General features: G+C 72.1%; 17 protein-coding genes. 7 read left to right on the top strand and 10 right to left on the bottom strand.

Translation table 11 applies throughout. From position 1 onward, the window contains the following. Positions 1-169 precede the first annotated feature (169 nt). Together ABZ860_RS27335 and ABZ860_RS27330 are read right to left on the bottom strand one after the other, a co-directional pair. Positions 170-1,168, bottom strand: a complete 999-nt coding sequence (locus ABZ860_RS27335; protein ID WP_357225275.1) for a PASTA domain-containing protein — start codon at positions 1,166-1,168, stop codon at positions 170-172. After that, positions 1,165-1,665, bottom strand: coding sequence for a SigE family RNA polymerase sigma factor (locus ABZ860_RS27330; protein ID WP_079319144.1), 501 nt, complete (start codon positions 1,663-1,665; stop codon positions 1,165-1,167). The genes ABZ860_RS27335 and ABZ860_RS27330 overlap by 4 nt, the downstream gene beginning before the upstream one ends. Before the next feature lie 74 nt (positions 1,666-1,739). Here ABZ860_RS27330 and ABZ860_RS27325 point away from each other — a divergent pair, with 74 nt between their 5' ends. Beyond that, a complete protein-coding gene (locus ABZ860_RS27325; RefSeq protein WP_357225274.1) occupies positions 1,740-2,759 on the top strand; it encodes an adenosine deaminase in 1,020 nt (339 codons plus the stop codon). Positions 2,760-2,768: 9 nt separating this feature from the next. Here ABZ860_RS27325 and ABZ860_RS27320 read toward each other — a convergent pair whose 3' ends face one another. Then, positions 2,769-3,521: a hypothetical protein gene (locus ABZ860_RS27320; RefSeq protein WP_357225272.1), complete on the bottom strand. Its 753-nt coding sequence runs from the start codon at positions 3,519-3,521 to the stop codon at positions 2,769-2,771. Next, positions 3,505-4,056 carry an RNA polymerase sigma factor gene (locus ABZ860_RS27315; RefSeq protein ID WP_357225271.1) on the bottom strand — a complete coding sequence of 184 codons (552 nt, stop codon included), beginning with the start codon at positions 4,054-4,056 and terminating at the stop codon, positions 3,505-3,507. The genes ABZ860_RS27320 and ABZ860_RS27315 overlap by 17 nt, the downstream gene beginning before the upstream one ends. 291 nt (positions 4,057-4,347) lie before the next feature. Here ABZ860_RS27315 and ABZ860_RS27310 point away from each other — a divergent pair, with 291 nt between their 5' ends. The 4 genes from ABZ860_RS27310 to ABZ860_RS27295 all read left to right on the top strand — a co-directional run bounded on the left by ABZ860_RS27310 (position 4,348) and on the right by ABZ860_RS27295 (position 9,170). Next, entirely contained in the window at positions 4,348-5,079 is a 732-nt protein-coding gene (locus ABZ860_RS27310) for a methyltransferase (RefSeq protein WP_357225270.1), read from the top strand. Positions 5,080-5,157: 78 nt separating this feature from the next. Continuing rightward, positions 5,158-5,856 (top strand): response regulator transcription factor, encoded by a 699-nt coding sequence (locus ABZ860_RS27305; protein ID WP_357225268.1) that lies wholly within the window; start codon positions 5,158-5,160, stop codon positions 5,854-5,856. Positions 5,857-5,866: 10 nt separating this feature from the next. Beyond that, positions 5,867-7,252 carry a HAMP domain-containing sensor histidine kinase gene (locus tag ABZ860_RS27300; RefSeq protein WP_357225267.1) on the top strand — a complete coding sequence of 462 codons (1,386 nt, stop codon included), beginning with the start codon at positions 5,867-5,869 and terminating at the stop codon, positions 7,250-7,252. A 40-nt stretch (positions 7,253-7,292) separates the two neighbouring features. Then, positions 7,293-9,170 (top strand): acyl-CoA dehydrogenase family protein, encoded by a 1,878-nt coding sequence (locus ABZ860_RS27295; protein ID WP_357225266.1) that lies wholly within the window; start codon positions 7,293-7,295, stop codon positions 9,168-9,170. A 55-nt stretch (positions 9,171-9,225) separates the two neighbouring features. Here ABZ860_RS27295 and ABZ860_RS27290 read toward each other — a convergent pair whose 3' ends face one another. Further along, positions 9,226-9,384, bottom strand: coding sequence for a hypothetical protein (locus ABZ860_RS27290; RefSeq protein ID WP_357225263.1), 159 nt, complete (start codon positions 9,382-9,384; stop codon positions 9,226-9,228). Between the two features lie 293 nt (positions 9,385-9,677). Here ABZ860_RS27290 and ABZ860_RS27285 point away from each other — a divergent pair, with 293 nt between their 5' ends. Continuing rightward, positions 9,678-9,824 carry a hypothetical protein gene (locus ABZ860_RS27285; protein WP_357225262.1) on the top strand — a complete coding sequence of 49 codons (147 nt, stop codon included), beginning with the start codon at positions 9,678-9,680 and terminating at the stop codon, positions 9,822-9,824. A 63-nt stretch (positions 9,825-9,887) separates the two neighbouring features. Here the strand turns inward: ABZ860_RS27285 and ABZ860_RS27280 are convergent, their stop codons facing one another. From ABZ860_RS27280 to ABZ860_RS27260, 5 genes are all read right to left on the bottom strand, one after another. Next, positions 9,888-11,033 (bottom strand): acetyl-CoA C-acetyltransferase, encoded by a 1,146-nt coding sequence (locus ABZ860_RS27280; protein ID WP_357225260.1) that lies wholly within the window; start codon positions 11,031-11,033, stop codon positions 9,888-9,890. 101 nt (positions 11,034-11,134) lie between these two features. Beyond that, complete coding sequence (locus ABZ860_RS27275) at positions 11,135-12,067, bottom strand: hypothetical protein (RefSeq protein WP_357225259.1); 933 nt, start codon at positions 12,065-12,067, stop codon at positions 11,135-11,137. Between the two features lie 81 nt (positions 12,068-12,148). Then, positions 12,149-13,063 carry a class F sortase gene (locus ABZ860_RS27270; RefSeq protein WP_357225256.1) on the bottom strand — a complete coding sequence of 305 codons (915 nt, stop codon included), beginning with the start codon at positions 13,061-13,063 and terminating at the stop codon, positions 12,149-12,151. 8 nt (positions 13,064-13,071) lie between these two features. Further along, positions 13,072-13,998, bottom strand: coding sequence for a hypothetical protein (locus ABZ860_RS27265; RefSeq protein WP_357225255.1), 927 nt, complete (start codon positions 13,996-13,998; stop codon positions 13,072-13,074). Positions 13,999-14,156: 158 nt separating this feature from the next. Next, entirely contained in the window at positions 14,157-15,389 is a 1,233-nt protein-coding gene (locus tag ABZ860_RS27260; RefSeq protein WP_357225252.1) for a hypothetical protein, read from the bottom strand. Positions 15,390-15,537: 148 nt separating this feature from the next. Between ABZ860_RS27260 and ABZ860_RS27255 the strand changes: the two genes are divergently transcribed. Next, positions 15,538-16,281 (top strand): hypothetical protein, encoded by a 744-nt coding sequence (locus tag ABZ860_RS27255; protein WP_357225251.1) that lies wholly within the window; start codon positions 15,538-15,540, stop codon positions 16,279-16,281. The last annotated feature ends 9 nt before the right edge of the window (positions 16,282-16,290 follow it).

The following is a 16,290-nucleotide window of genomic DNA, read 5'->3' as shown; positions in this document are numbered from 1 at the left end:
CCCGGCACGTTAGCAATTTGACCCAGCGTGCAGTACAAAGATGACCCAGCTTGCACTACCAAGCCGACCCAGTCCTCAGTGCCAAGGCGATCCACAGCGGCGGGCGGGTCGGCCGGTACGGCCGGCGCCTCCGGGCCACTGGGGCGCGGAGGCGCGGCGCGGGGCAGGGTCACTTGCCGAGGGCGGCTCCGGCGGCGATCTTCTTGAGCTCCCTGTCAGCCGCCGCCTTGCCGAGCTTTGCCGCGTAGTCAGGGCTGATCATGACCTCGGCCCCGACGCCGGGAGCGATCGTCCACACGATCGTCCGGGTGCCGCCGTCCAGGATCCGGTCGCCGCCCTCCGACAGGCTGACCAGGTAGGCCTTCCTGCCGCCGACGTCGATCGGCTCGGCGCCCTGCGCGGCATAGCCCTGCATGCGCTTGGCCAGCACGCTCGCGGCGTCCTTCCGATAGACGATCATCTGGACGCTGTACATGCCGGGTTCCAGGCCGGGCTCCACCCAGCTCGTGGTGTAGCTGCGCTTGCCGAACCCGTCCTTGCCGGACCACTTGCCCCATTCGAGCCCTTCGGGCAGGTAGCCGACGTGCACGCCGCCGAGCGTTCTGCCGTCCCCCAGATCGCCGAGGTCCTGGGGCATCTGCGGGTCCTGCGTGCCCTCCGTGGTGGAGGGGGTCGGGCCCGCCGTCGTGGCGATCGTGATCGTGACCGCCGCCCCGGCGGGAGCGGCCGTCCCCGGCTGCGGCATCTGGGCGAAGACCGTCCCCGCCGGGGCCTGGTCGGTGACGACCTTCGTCATCCGCACCGTGTAGCCGGCCTCCTTCAGGAGGGCGCTCACTTCCGCGGCGCTCTTGCCGACCACGTCGGGGACGACCCCTTCGGGCGTGGCGACCGTGTCTCCGGAGGAGGCCGCGGACGCGGCCGGGACTCCAGTGCCGGTGGCGCCGGGCCCGGCGAGGCTGCCGACGGCCGGGGCGGCGTCGGGCCGGGCGGCCAACGCCACGGGCACGCCCACGGCGACCGCGGCGGTGAGCACGGCCGCGCCCGCCGTACGGAACCTGACGACGTGGCGGCGGTTGCGCCGCCGGACGGCCTGGCCCAGCGACGGCGAGGCGTGCACGCCGGCGACCTGAGCGGCCATGGCCTCCCTCAGCGCCTCTTCGACGTTCATGCGGACGCTCCTTCCAGGTTTTCCATGCGTGCGCGCACGCGTGCCAGACCGCGGGCGGCCTGGCTCTTGACGGTGCCGACCGAGCAACCGAGCAGCGCGGCGGTCTCGGCCTCCGACAGGTCCTCCCAGTAGCGCAGGACCAGTACGGCCCGCATCCGGGCCGGCAGCTTCCTGAGTTCGGTGACGAGCACGTCCCGCAGGCCCAGGTCGGGCGACTCCACGGGCGTCTCCGGCGGCTGGGCGAAGGTGATCTCCTGGAGCACCTTGCGCCGCCTGGCCTTGCTGATCGCGCCGTTCACCACGACCCGGCGCGCGTACGCCTCGGGGTTGTCGTGCCGGATGCGCGGCCAGTGCCGGTAGACCTTCTCCAGCGCGTTCTGGACCATGTCCTCGGCGTCGGACGCCGAGGCGCCGCAGACCAGGATCGCGGTGCGCAGGAGGGCGGTGCTACGCGCGGCCAGGAACTCGTCGAAGGCCGCCTCGTCTTCTTCGGTCATGAGCTCCCCTTTCGTCCCTCCCCAACGCGCCAACCCGGCGACGGGTTGAGAGTGACATGCGGCAACATATGGAGATGGCACGTCCACTAGACACGCTCCCCAAGGCACATCTGCACCTGCACTTCACCGGCTCGATGCGGCATTCGACGCTGATCGAGCTCGCCCGGGAGCAGGGCGTCCACCTCCCCGACGCGCTGGTGCAGGACTGGCCGCCGAAACTGCGGGCGACCGACGAGCGCGGCTGGTTCCGGTTCCAGCGGTTGTACGACATCGCGCGGTCGGTGCTGCGCCGGCCCCAGGACGTCTACCGGCTGCTGCGCGAGGCCGCCGAGGACGAGGCCCGGGAGGGGTCGCGCTGGCTGGAGATCCAGGTCGACCCTTCCGGGTACGCCCAGCGTTTCGGCGGGCTGACCGAGACACTCGAACTCGTCCTCGACGCGACGGAGAAGGCGGCCAGGGAGGCCGGGATCGGCATGGCGGTGATCGTGGCCGCCAACCGCACCCGGCACACGCTCGACGCCAGGACGCTGGCCCGCCTGGCGACCCGCTACGAGGGCAAGGGCGTGGTGGGCTTCGGCCTGTCCAACGACGAGCGGCGCGGCCGGGCCAGGGACTTCGAGCACGCCTTCCGGATCGCCAGGCGTGCGGGGCTGCTCGCCGTGCCGCACGGCGGCGAGTTGCTCGGCGCGGCGAGCGTCGCCGAGTGCCTCGACGACCTGGGCGCCGACCGGATCGGCCACGGGGTGCGCGCGGCCGAGTCGCCCCGCCTGATGGAGCGCCTGGCCGACCGGCAGGTCACCTGCGAGGTGTGCCCGCTGTCCAACGTGGGCCTCGGGGTGGCGGAACGGCCCGAGGACGTGCCGCTGCGGCGGCTGTTCGAGGCCGGGGTGCCGATCGCCCTCGGCGCCGACGACCCGCTGCTGTTCGGCGCCCGGCTGCTGCCGCAGTATGAGCTCGCGCGGGACGTCTACGGCTTCGGCGACGCGGAGATCGCCGAGCTCGCCCGGCAGTCGATCCGGTCGTCGACGGCGCCCGACGCGGTCAGGAAGGAGTTGCTCGGCGAGATCGACGCCTGGCTCGCCTCACCCGAGTGAGTCTGCGGTTCATCGGACCGAGAGGGCGATCCGCACGGCCTCGGCGCGGTCCGGTCCCTCCAGCCGCAATCCGACGAGCCTGTGCTGCCAGATGAGCGTCGGCCCGGCCACCCGCTCCTCGCGCGGCTCGCCGCCGCCCGACGGCACGTAGGACACGCCGTGGGGCTGCCGGATCCACCATCCGCCGACCGCGCTCTCCTGCTCCGGCCACGGTTCTCCGAGTTCCTTGCGCCAGACGACGCCCAGCGTGCCGTCGAACTCGTCGAGCCGGACGCCCGGCCACAGGAGTGTCACTACGCGGCCACCGTCGGCGAGGCGGACGTCGGCCGGTTCGCCGAGCGCGGACGGCACGGCGACCGGGAAGCGGGCGGTCCGCCGCGCCTCCTCCAGTGTCACCCTGCGCTCGCCGGGCAACGGGCTCGCCACTCCCGTGGGCAGCGGCCCGGCGCCGCCCACGTGGATCTCGACGCCCGCGAAGCGCAGCACCGACACGACCGCCGCCCGGCCCTGCGGGGTGGCCCCGAGCAGGACGGCCATGAGCACCGCCACCGCCGCTGCCGCCACGCGCGGCGACGGCCGCCATGCGGCCCGCCGCGGTGCCCTTTCTTCCCGAGCCCAGTCCTCCTCGAGGCGGGCGCGTACGGCACGCGCCACGTCGTCGGGAGGCGGCACAGGGGGCACGGCCAGGTCCGCGCCGAGGGCCCGCAGCCGCGCGTCGAGGTCCTCCGGTGCGATCGGATCGCCGTCATCCGAGGTGCTCACGGCCCACCTCCTCCCGCAGGCGCCGCAGGGCCCGGAACGTCCGCGACTTCACCGTGCCGAGGCGCACGCCGAGGACCTCGGCCGTCTCCGCCTCGGACAACTGCAGGAAATACCGGCAGACCACGGCTTCGCGTTCCCCGTCCGGCAGCGCGCGCACGGCCTCCAGCAGGCGGGTCCTGCCGTCGGCGTCCACGGCCGCGTCCTCCGGGTCCTCCGGATCCCCGGGTCCGTACGGCTCGCGCTCGCGGCCCAGCCGTACGGCGAGGTCGGAGCGGCGGCCGCGCGACCGGGTGAGGTCGTGGGTCTCGTTGGCCACGATGCGCAGCAGCCAGGGGCGGAAGGCCGCGCCCCGGCGGAAGCCCTTGAGGTGGCGGAACGCCTTGACGAACGCCTCCTGGACGACGTCCTCCGCCTCGTCGGCCGCCCCGAGCAGGCTCGCCGTACGGTGGGCGACCGCGCTGTATCGGGCGACCAGCACCTCGTAGGCGTCAAGGTCACCGGCCAGGGCGCGGGTCACTGCCTCGTCGTCGTCCATGGGGGCAATCGGGGGGCGTCGGGACGGAGGTGAAGCCTACGATCAGGCGGGCATGCCGTCCACAGTGCCGCCGAAAGAACTCAGTGCCACCGAAGAACAGCGCCACCGAAGAACAGTGCCACCGAAAGACCGCAGTGGGCCGAAAGAACAACGCCGCCGAACTTCACAGCGCCGCCGGAAGAACAGGGTCGCACGAAGCCCACATCGGCGGCCCCTCCGGCGAAGCGGACGTCCGCCGATGGGGCGGGCACTACACTTTCCAGGACCGTCAGCGTGCAGATCGAGGATCTTATGTCTGGGTATGACCGAGTAGTCCAGCCGGCGGCCGGGGACGAGGCTCTGGAGAACCACCTCGGCGGCGACGAGGCCAAGAACTACCGGCAGTACGAGTTCGACATGGTCGCGCCGCACGTCGGGCGGTCGCTCCTGGAGATCGGCTCGGGTCTCGGGCACTTCGCCGAGCAGTTCCTGCCGCGCCTGGACAGGCTCGTGGTGAGCGACTTCGATCCCTACTGCGTGGAGCAACTGCGCAAGAGGTTCGCCGACCGCGACGACGTGTCAGTGCTTCAGTTCGGCCTGCCGACCGAGATCCCTCTGGCCGACCCGGTCGACACCGTCGTGATGATGAACGTCCTCGAGCACATCGAGGAGGACGCCGAGGCGCTGCGGTCGCTGGCCAGGGTGACCGCTCCCGGCGGCCGGATCGTCATCTGGGTGCCCGGCTACATGCAGCTCTACGGGGACTTCGACCGCAAGGTGGGGCACGTCACCCGCTACACCCCCGCCACGCTGCGCAAGACGGTGACCGACGCCGGCCTCGACGTCCAGGTGCTCAAGCCGATCAACTTCCTCGGCGGCATCGCCTGGTGGGCGGCGGTTCGGCGGGGTGGCGTGGGCTACCCGGACCCCAGGCTCGTCAAGATCTACGACCGGACCGTCGTGCCGATGACCCGGCTCATCGAGCGGTTCGTCCGTCCGCCGTTCGGCCAGACCGTGTTCTGCGTGGCCCGCGTCCCGCGCTGACGCGCGAGTGCCGCGCGGAGCGGCCGCGGAGACCCGAATTGTGCGACAAATGCCTTCTACCTGCACAATGGGTCCCCCATGAGTGAAACCAGGATCCTCGTCGTCGAGGACGAGCCAAACATCCGGGACATCGTGGAGGTCGCCCTCAGATTCCACGGCTTCCGGGTGACGGCCGTGGGCACGGGGGCCGCAGCGCTCGGCGAGGTGCTGAGGAACCAGCCCGACCTGGTCGTCCTCGACGTCATGCTGCCCGACATCGACGGCTTCGAGGTGTGCCGGCGGATCCGGGCCGACGGCGTGCACCCTCCCGTGATCTTCCTCACCGCCCGCGACGCGGTCGCCGACACCGTGCGCGGGCTGACTCTCGGCGGCGACGACTACGTCACCAAACCGTTCTCGGTCGAGGCGCTGGTCGCGCGGATCCGCGCCGTGCTGCGCCGTACGAGCGTGCCGGAGGCGGCCGAACGGGCGCACGGGCCGATCCTCAGGGTCGCCGACCTGGAGCTCGACGAGGCGCGCTGGGAGGTGCGGCGCGGCGGCGTCCCGGTGGAGCTGTCGCCGACCGAGTTCCGCCTGCTGGCCTTCCTGATGGCCAACGCCGGCCTGGTGCTCACCAAGCGGCGCCTGCTGGAGGAGGTCTGGGGCTACGGCGGGAGTTCGCAGGTGCTGGAGACCTACATCTCCTACCTGCGCCGCAAGCTCGACCCGCTCGGCCCGCCGCTGATCCACACTCAGCGCGGCATCGGATACTCCCTGCGCCCGCCCCAGGACATGTGACGGACCGGTGATGTCGCTCAGGACGCGCCTGCTCGCCGGGCTGCTCGGGGTGAGCGCGGTCCTGCTCGTCGTGTTCTCCCTCGTCAGCGTCGTCGTCCTGCGCGGGCACCTGCGTACGCGGCTGGAGGGCCAGGTGGTGGCGGCGACCGTCACGGCGGCGCGGCGGGTGGTCGAGGGGGACCCGCTCGCGCAGGCGCTGACCGGCTCGACCTACGCCCTCGCGGTCTACAACCTCAGCGAGCAGCACGCGCACCTGGTCAGCGGCGACGCGGACGAGGCCGCGGCCGTGCCCGGCCTGACCGAGGCGCTGGGCAAGGACAGGCTGCTGGCGTACGCCGCGCAGGGCCGCACCTTCGACCTCGACCCGAGCGGCGGCCACGAACTGATCGCGGCCGCGGCGATGTCGCCGAGCGGTCTGCGGCTGATGGTCGTCGCGGTGCCCCTGGACGCGGTGGACGACCCGGTGCGCCACCTGCTGATCAGCGAGCTGGCGACCGGCGGGGTGCTGATCCTGCTGCTGGCCGCGGGCGGCCGGCTGCTGATCGCCGGGGGCCTGGCGCCGCTCGGCAAGATGGCGCGCACCGCCCACCTCGTGGCCGAGCGAGTCGACCTGTCGGCCCGGATGCCCGAGGGGCCGTCGGAGGTCGGCAGGCTCGGCGCCGCGATCAACCTCATGCTCGACCGGATCGCCGACGCCTTCCGCGACCGCCAGGCGTCGGAGGACCGTGTGCGCCGCTTCGCCACCGACGCCTCCCACGAGCTGCGCACCCCGCTGTCGACCATCTCCGGGTACGCGGAGCTGTACCGGGCCGGGGCGATCCCGCCCGAGGACCTGCCCAAGATCATGGGACGGATCGAGGCCGAGGCCGACCGGATGGGCCGCCTGGTGGGCGAGATGCTGGAACTCGCGCGGCTCGACCGGGGCGCCGCCCTCGCGCTCGACGAGACCGACCTGGCCGAGATGGCCCGCGAGGTGGCCGCCGACTCGGCCGCCCTCGATCCCGCCCACCCGGTCACGGTGGAGGCGCCGCCGTCCCTCGTCGCGACCGTGGACGAGGCCAGAGTCCGCCAGGTGCTCGTCAACCTGCTCGGCAACGTGCGGGCGCACACCCCCGAAGGCACCGAGGCCGCCGTACGGCTGCTGCGGACCCCGGAGTCGGTGACGATCGAGGTGCGCGACACCGGGCCGGGGATGAGCCCGGAGCAGGCCGAACGCGCCTTCGACCGCTTCCAGCGCGGAGAGGACCACCTGTCCGGCGGGGCGGGGCTCGGCCTGTCGATCGTGAAGGCCATCGTGGAGGCGCACGGCGGCCGGTGCGAGATCGTCTCCTCCCCCGGCGAAGGGACGGCCGTACACATCGCGCTGCCCGCGATGCAAAAGGCTACTGGCGGGTAGTTAACGAGCACAGCTCGTTTCACCGCCGAGGAGGTCGACGATGACGACCGATTACGCCAAGGCCAGGGAGGTGGCCGAGCAGGCGCGCGAGACGGAGTGGACCCGCCCGAGCTTCGGCAAGCAGCTCTTCCTCGGGGACTTCCGGCTGGACCTCGTGCATCCCGCTCCCCGCCTCACCGAGGAGGAGATCAAGAAGGGAGACGACTTCCTGCGCGCCCTGCGGGCGTTCCTGCAGGAGAAGGTCGACCCCACGGTCATCGAGCGCACCGCCGTCATTCCGGACGAGGTGATCAAGGGCCTGGCGGCGATCGGCGCGTTCGGCATGACCATCGAGGAGGAGTACGGCGGGCTGGGACTGAGCCACCTGTACTACTGCCGCGCGCTGGAACTCGTGACGTCGTGCTCCCCCGCGCTCAGCGCGCTGCTGTCGGCCCACCAGTCCATCGGGGTTCCGCAGCCCCTGCGGCTGTTCGGCACCCCCGAGCAGAAGCGCCGCTTCCTGCCCCGCTGCGCCCGGGGGGAGATCTCCGCCTTCCTGCTGACCGAGCCGGACGTCGGCTCCGACCCCGCCCGGCTGTCGACGACCGCCGTCCGCGACGGCGACGCATACGTGATCAACGGTGTCAAGCTGTGGACGACCAACGGCGTCGTGGCCGACCTGCTGGTCGTGATGGCCCGGACCGGCGCCAAGATCTCGGCCTTCGTCGTCGAGGCCGACTCCCCGGGCATCACCGTCGAGCACCGCAACCAGTTCATGGGCCTGCGCGGCATCGAGAACGGCGTCACCCGCTTCCACCAGGTGCGCGTGCCGGTGGAGAACCTGATCGGCCGCGAAGGCCAGGGCCTGAAGATCGCTTTGACCACGCTCAACACCGGGCGCCTCTCCCTGCCGGCGACCTGCGTCGGCGCGGCGAAGTGGGCGACGAAGATCGCCCGCGAGTGGGGGCGCGAGCGGGTCCAGTGGGGCCGGCCGGTCGGCCAGCACGAGGCCATCGCCCGCAAGGTCGCCTTCATCGCCGCCACCGCGTACGCGCTGGAGTCGGTGGTGGACCTGTCCAGCAGGATGGCCGACGACGAGCGCAACGACATCCGCATCGAGGCCGCGCTCGCCAAGCTGTACAGCACGGAGATGGCCTGGCGGCTGATGGACGAGCTGGTGCAGATGAGAGGCGGGCGCGGCTACGAGACCGCCGAGTCGCTGCACGCCCGCGGCGAGCGCGGCGTGCCCGCCGAGCAGATGCTGCGCGACCTGCGGATCAACCGCATCTTCGAGGGCTCGACCGAGATCATGCATCTGCTCATCGCCCGTGAGGCGGTGGACGCCCACCTGTCGGTCGCGGGTGAGCTCGTCGATCCGAAGGCCGGCCTGCGGGCCAAGGGGCGGGCGGCCACCCGGGCCGGCGCCTTCTACGCCAAGTGGCTGCCGAGCCTGGTCACCGGACCCGGCCAGGTGCCCACGTCGTACGCCGAGTTCGGCCCGCTGGCCCAGCACCTGCGCTACGTCGAGCGGACCAGCCGCAAGCTCGCCAGGTCGACGTTCTACGGGATGTCCCGCTGGCAGGCGCGGCTGGAGCACAAGCAGGGGTTCCTGTCGCGGATCGTGGACATCGGCGCCGAGCTGTTCGCCATCACCGCGGTCTGCGTGCGCGCCCAGGAGGACTCGGCCGAGTTCGGGCGCAAGCCGTACGAGCTGGCGGACACCTTCTGCCACCAGGCCCGGCAGCGGGCCGAGGCACTGTTCGACCGGCTGTGGGACAACACCGACGCCATGGACGTACGGCTGGCCCGGCGGGTGCTCGACGGGCGCTACACGTTCCTGGAGGAGGGCGTCGTCGACCCGTCGCTGGAGGGCCCGTGGATCGCCCACCAGCGCACCGGGCCGTCCATGTTCGACGACGTCCACCGGCGCATCGGGTGAACGCCGCGGCCCCGCCCCGCACGACGCGGGACGGGGCCGTGGACCGAGGTGCGGCTCACATGTCGTAGCACCACATCCAGCCCTCGCCCTGGATCCAGCAGCGGTACCAGCCCTCCGGCATCTGCGCGTGCGCCGGGCTGGACAGGACGCCGAAGGTGGTGACGGCGACGGCCGTGGTGGCGAGAACGGCGGCGACGCGCTTGATCGACTTCACTGGTATCTCCTGTGCGAGCAATGTCTCTTTGACGTGTTTGAGTACACAGCAACCGACTTGTCATGATCTGGTATCCGACTTGCACGCCGCTTGGACGGGTTCCGGGCGCACGAAAACCCTTTGTCCGGGGGCGTGGCGCCTTGTTAGGGTCACCGGCATGTGGATTCTCTACGGCGACCGCTGATCAGCCTCTGAGCCGCTGATCCGCTCAGCTTTCCGGCCCTGTCCATCCGACGCGGCAGCTGAGTGACGGCACCTCGGTGCCGCGTTCCCGACGTACAAGGAGATCCCGTATGCGTACTCGCGCGTCCAGCAAGGGCGGCAAGCAGCAGAACCCGCGCACGCCGCAGCCTCAGCGTTCCTTCCCGCCGCCGCGCCAGATCCCGGCCCCGCCCATGCGGCCGGTGCGGCAGCCGCGGCGGCTGCCGAAAGCCAAATAAGCCGCCTATCGGCAAAGAAAGGGCACCCCGGGGTGATCCGGGGTGCCCTTTACGTGCGAACGGTCAGAGACGCTCGATGATCGTGACGTTGGCCTGGCCGCCGCCCTCGCACATCGTCTGCAGGCCGTAGCGCCCGCCGGTGCGCTCGAGCTCGTGCAGGAGCTTGGTCATGAGGATCGCGCCGGTGCCGCCCAGCGGGTGCCCCAGCGCGATGGCGCCGCCGTTGGGGTTGGTTCGCGCCGGGTCGGCCCCGATCTCCTTGAGCCAGGCCAGCGGCACCGGGGCGAACGCCTCGTTGATCTCGATGACGTCGATGTCCCCGATCGCGAGCCCCGCCTTGGCCAGCGCCTTGCGGGTGGCCGGGATCGGCGCCGTGAGCATGTAGACCGGGTCGTCGCCGACCAGCGCGAGCGTGACGATCCGGGCGCGCGGGACCAGGCCGTGCTCGCGCACCGCCCGCTCCGAGGCGATGAGCAGCGCCCCGGAGCCGTCGGAGATCTGCGAGGAGGTGGCCGCGGTGATCCGGCCGCCCTCGCGAAGGGTCTTCAGCTCGGCCATCTTCTCCAGCGTGGTGTCGGGCCGCGGGCCCTCGTCGTCGGTCACGCCGTTGATCGGGGCGATCTGGTCCTTGAAGTGGCCGTTGGCGATCGCCTTCGCGGCCCGCTGGTGGCTCTCGTAGGCGTAGCGCTCCAGCTCGTCGCGCTCCAGGCCCCACTTCTCGCACATCAGCTCCGCGCCGCGGAACTGGGAGATCTCCTGCTTGCCGTACCGCTCGACCCACTTGTCGCCGAACGGGAACGGCATGCCCTTCTCCAGCGCCGCCGTGATGCTCGATCCCATCGGGACGATGGACATCGACTCCACGCCGGCCGCCACGACCAGGTCCTGCGTGCCCGACAGCACACCCTGGGCGGCGAAGTGGATGGCCTGCTGCGACGAGCCGCACTGCCGGTCGATCGTCACTCCGGCCACGGTCTCAGGCAGACCCGCGCTGAGCCACGCGTTGCGCGCGATGTCCATGGACTGCGGGCCGAACTGCATGACGCAGCCCATGATCACGTCGTCCACCGCGGCGGGGTCGACGCCGGTGCGCTCGACGAGCGCGGAGAGAGTGTGGGCGGCCAGGTCGACCGGGTGGACCGCGGAGAGCCCGCCCTTCTTCTTGCCGACCGGCGTGCGGACCGCCCCGACGATGTACGCCTCTGCCACAGTGCCTCCATAGGAAACCGAGCAATGTTCGGTTAGTGAGAGGTTACATCAGAACTTTCGTCGGGGGAGGCGACGGCAGGGGCATGGTCGACGGGCAGCGCTCAGGCGTACCGTCCGGGTAGCACGTCGTCGGCCTCGACGAGCTGGAAACCCCGGCTGTCGGCCGCGATCCCCCGGAGCCCGTACGCGAGCGCGAGCGCCACGGCCGCCCGCGCGAGCAGCGACTCCCGCACCTCGTCCGCCTCCTCCGCCTGGGAGCCGCCGTCCGGCGCGCTCGCGGTCGCGTCCGCGCTCGTCACGTCTTCGGTCGGGCCGTCGGCCGCCTCTCCCGAGACCACGCCGGTGAGCTCCACGTCCTCGCCTCGCGTCTCCTCCGTACGCGCGACCGGGGAGACCCGGGCGATCGCGATCTCCGTGAGGTACGGCCAGCGGGTCTGAGCGGCGGGCGGCAGGCGGTGCCCCTCCTCGATCGTGACCAGAACGTCGGCGCCCGCGTAGACGTCGGCCACCCGGCCACGGCGGACGGGGACGTGGACGACGCCCTCGACCAGCTCACCTTCCGGCCATCTTTCGGTGTCCACGGCGTCGGCGTGCCGCAGAGCCCCGGCCAGGATCGGCAGGATCTCCTCGGGCTCCGGCACGGCCGGCAGGTAGACCAGCGGGTCGCCGCCGTCCTCGGCCGGATCGAGCGGCTCGCCCTGGCAGAGCGACCAGCCGCCCAGGCGGTAGGCGATGCCCTCGGCCAGGCTCTTGTCGAAGAAGTCCACCGGCAGCGGGCCGTCGGCGGCGATCCGGCACGCCCAGAGCGTGTCCTCGCCGGGCACGCCGAGCTTGGCGAGGACCTCTCCGGTCAGCTCGACGGGCGGCTGGATGCGCGACCCGCCCGCGAGGATGTCGTCGCCGTCGGTTCTCGCCTCGGGGTCGGCGAGTTGCGCGACGGCCAGCAGCGTCTTCGGATCCGGCCGGGCGGGCAGCAGCGCCGTGGGCCCCGTGCGCAGCCGACCGGGCAGCAGGAGTTTCGAGAACCAGCCCACAGGCCCTCCTCATGATCGGTCGAAGAGACCATAGCCTCCGACGGCCGCCCGCCACGAGCCCTTCCGGCGAGGTGCCCCGGCTCAGGACTTCGTTTTCGCCAGACGCGTTCCGGTCATCGTGGCGTAGACGATGACATTGTCGAAGTAGTGACCGGTCGAATAGTTGTATTTGCCGCCACAGGTGATCAGCCTGAGCTCGGCGTTGTCGGCGTGCCCGTACACCCGGTTGGTGGGGAACGTCTGCTTGTTCGCCTGCTCGATACCGCCCACGGTGAAGATGGCCACGGTCCCGTCGAGGCGGTACACCTCGATCTTGTCGCCGTACGCCAGTTCGTGCAGCCGGGTGAAGACGGCGCTGCGCGAGGTGGTGTCCTTGTGGCCGAGCATGACCGCCGGGCCCGCCTCACCCGCCGTCGGGCCGCCGCGATACCAGCCGACCAGGTTCGGGTTGCTGATCGGGGGCGTCTGGATCGCACCGGAGCGGTCGAGACCGACCGACTTGATCGGGGCGTTCACGCCGATCTTGGGGATGACCAGGCGCTTGGGCGTGGACGGCTGCATCGCCGGAGCCGCCGGAATGTTCGGAACCGGCGGAGGCGCGTCGGCGACCGCCTGCGTCAGCGGCCGCCCGGCGCCGCCCGGCCCCACGGACGGGGCGAGCCCGTTCTGCGGCGCAGCGAGCTTCACCGTCGAACGGGTCGGCGCGTACTCGTCGGGGTTGTTCACCATGATCACTACACCCGCGATCACGATGACCAGGCCCAGGATGGCCGCCGTGATCAGCACCCGCCGGATGGCCGCCGCGGCGTCGCCGGGAGGCTTCTCCTCCGGCGGCTGCGGCGGGGGCACCGGCTGCACGGGCTGCATCTGGGGCAGCATGACCGGCTGGAAGACCGGCTGGCCGTAAACCGGCTGCGGGTAGCCCTGCCCGCCCGGCCCGAGAGGCACGCCGTACGGCCGGCCCGGCGGGTACTGTCCAGGTGGCGGGGTGGTCATGGCTCGTCCTACTGCCTCACCGGGCGGCGCCGGGTCCGCAGCACCAGTCCGCCGGCCCCCGCCGCCAGCATGAGCGCGGTGCCGGTGAGGACGAAGAGACGGGCGTCGGGGCCCGCGTCGCCTCCACCGCCGGTGGCCGCGCCGCCTCCGGGCGTGTTCTCGACCTGGGAGGACCTCGTCTTCCTCGTCTTGGGCGGCGTGGGCGACGCGAAGACCGTCTCGTACACCGTCCTGGTGTTACGCGGCGAGGGCGAGGCGCTCGCGGAGGCACTGGGGCTGGCGCTGGCGCTCGCGCTCGCGGACGCCGAGGGGCTCGTCACCGGAATCGTCGCCACCGCGGGCGCCGTGTTGGCACCCGTCGTGGCGACCGTGCAGGTGTAGAGCAGGGTGGGCGTCGTGGTGGTGGTCGTGCCCGTGCCGGCGGGCGCGACCATGCTGATCTTGAAGTCCTTCGCCGTCAGCACGACGGAGGTGGCCTGGGCCGCCGGCGTGATGGTCAGCGTCGCCGTGGGGAGCGGCGGCATCGACCCCTGGGCGGTGACGGACGCGGTCAACGCCGCGCCGGTCGGCGAGGGCGTGGACACGCCCGCGGTCATCCCGGCCGGCAGCGCCGACGCCGACACGCTGGGTTGCAACTCGATCGACGCACCGCTCGCGATCGCCACCGGCGCGGGGAACGCCGAGGTCGTGAGCGGCTGGATGTTCAGGGTGGCGGTGTACTGGGTGCCGGTCACCGCCGAGGTGTTCGCGCTCAGCGTCACCGTGAAGTCGTGTGCGACGGCGGTGCCGCCCGTTCCCGGTGCGCAGCTGTACGTCACGGTCTTGCTGTCGGCGTGCGCGCCGAGCGCGCCCAGGCCCAGGAGAAGGCCCGCGCTGACCACTCCGGCCGCGGCGGCCCTTCCCGCGATACGGCCCCGCGCCTTTGACTTCAGCACTGACTTCTCTCCACTTCGATGCTCGCAGTCAACAGGCGTACCAGCATTCCAGCATACGGTCACAGTCAGGTAGAGATCATACGGACAAAAACCCCAAGACCGCCTCCACTTGCTCAAACTTTCTCGCGTTTCCGGCATGTCCGCGCGTCAGCCGGACGCTAGTGCCTGCCGTACGAGCCGGGGTTCGGGCCGAAGCGCCGCAGCAGCAGCCCCCCGGCCGCCGCCGCGGCCACCAGCGCCAGGCCGGTGAGCACGACGAGCCGGGCGTCCGGGCCCGCGTCGCCCCCGGCCCCGGTCTGCGCGCCGCCGAGCGGCGTCGTCTTGATCTGCTTGGTCGCCGTGTGGGAGACCGCCGCGGTGGCGGTCGCCGTGACTGTGCGAGTCCTGGTCGGGGTCGGGGTCGGGGTCGCTGTGGCGCTGGGAGTGGGCGAACTGCTCGCGTCGTCGCTGTCGGACGGGCTCGGCGAAGGGGAGGGCGACGCGGACGCTGAGGGGGACGGCGAGGTGGACGAGGAGGCGGCGACGGTGAGCGCGAGCGACGCCCGGGTCGCGGACTCCGGCAGCGTGCACGTGTAGAGCGCCTCGCCCGCACCGGTGGTGTCCCCCGCGGGTCGCAGCCTCAGCGTGAAGTTCCCGGCCGCGACCCCGACGGTGCCCGTCGCCGTCGGGGTCAGCGTGACGAGCAGTTCGGGGATCGGCGTCAGCGTGGCCGACGGCGAGAGGGACGAGGGAAGCACCGTGGAGGCGGCCGGGCTCAGCGTGATGGCCGAAGGAGTCTCCTCCTGGGTGCCGGTCGCCTCGTCGCCCGTGGTCGAGCCGCTGTCCTCGCCTGAGGGAGTCGCACTGGCGGAAGGCGACGCACTCGCGGAGGGGGTCGGGGAAGTGTCCGTCGCCAGCTGGGCCCCTGTGCCGGGCGAGGCCGAGGGCGAAGGCGACGCGGAAGGCGAGGCCGAGGCGGACGGAGAGGACGACGGGCTTGGCGTCGGGGAGGCGGAAGGGGTGGGGCTCGGCGACGCGTCGGCGGGCTCGCTCACGACGGGAGCGCCGGTCACCTCCACCTGGCCCTCGGCGATCACGACGTCGTTCGCCGCGATGCCCGTCGCGGGCGCCACCAACGCGCTCTGGCCGGCCGGCGGCGAGGAGGGAGCGATCCGCCAGGTCACGGTCGCCGTGCTGCTCACAACCGGGTCGTCGGGCGCGACCAGAGTCACGTTGACGGGGTAGGTCGCGGCGGCGCCCCCGGCGGGAGTGCAGGAGTAGGGCACGGTCGTGGTTTCGGTCGCCGCGAGCACCGGCCACGCCATCAGGGCCAATGCGGCCGTCGCTCCCGCCGCCGACCGGGCCGCGATGCGGCCCCGGGCACTCCTGCGCCGGGCACTGGGGTCGGGCACGACGTCTCTCCTGCCACCACAGTCACGTACACGTAGCGAACAGTCTCGCAGGAGTTGACCATCGACATAACCGGCAGCGCCCGTATGTCAGGAAATTCCCAGGGAACCTTCATCGCCCTCCCACGGTAGGGAGAGCGGAGGTGTTGACATGAGACGACTGCTCGTGGCCCTCGCGGCGATGGCGGCGATCCTCGCGCCGGCCCTGCCCGCTCATGCGCGGGCCGGCTTCTGGGCCGTGACCGAGCTCGACCCGCTTCCCGCAAAGGTGCGGCCCGGGGTCTCCTACACGGTGGGCTTCTGGGTGCTCCAACACGGCACCCATCCGTACGAGGGCCCCGGCGGCCTCGAACCGATCGGCCTGCGCCTGACCGGGGAGGACGGCACGACCTTGACGTTCGACGGGACTCCGCTGCCGGAACCCGCCCACTACGCCACGTCCGTCAACGTGCCGGCCGGACGGTGGCGGGTGCAGGGCCTGCAGGGCATGTTCGCGCCGTACGAGATCGGCACGCTCACGGTGCCGGGCGGGCTCAAGGCGGCTCCGCCGCAGTTCCCGGTGCCCGCCGGCACCGAGGTCATGGATTACTGGGGGCCGGTGAAGCCGCCCGGATTCCCCTGGAAGGCGACGGCCGTCATCCCCAACCGCCTTCCCGCCGCGACACCCGCCGCGTCCGCGCAGCCGGTCAGGGCCACCCAGCCGGCCCGGGTCTCTGCGGCCGTCGACGATCCCTCGCCGTGGCGTCAGCCGTACGCGCTGGTGGCCGTCGCGGTGGCGGCGGTGGCGGGCACGCTGCTGGTCCAGCGCGCGGCCCGGGCGGCCGCACGGCGCAGGCCGCACGATCCGCCCGAGCGCGAGGCGCGAGAGGGCGAAGAGGTGATCAGCGCGGGCTGATCACCCCCG

Source organism: Microbispora sp. NPDC046973 (genome assembly GCF_040644495.1).
Classification (GTDB): Bacteria; Actinomycetota; Actinomycetes; order Streptosporangiales; family Streptosporangiaceae; genus Microbispora.
This window is presented reverse-complemented; position numbering and strand designations above follow the sequence as displayed.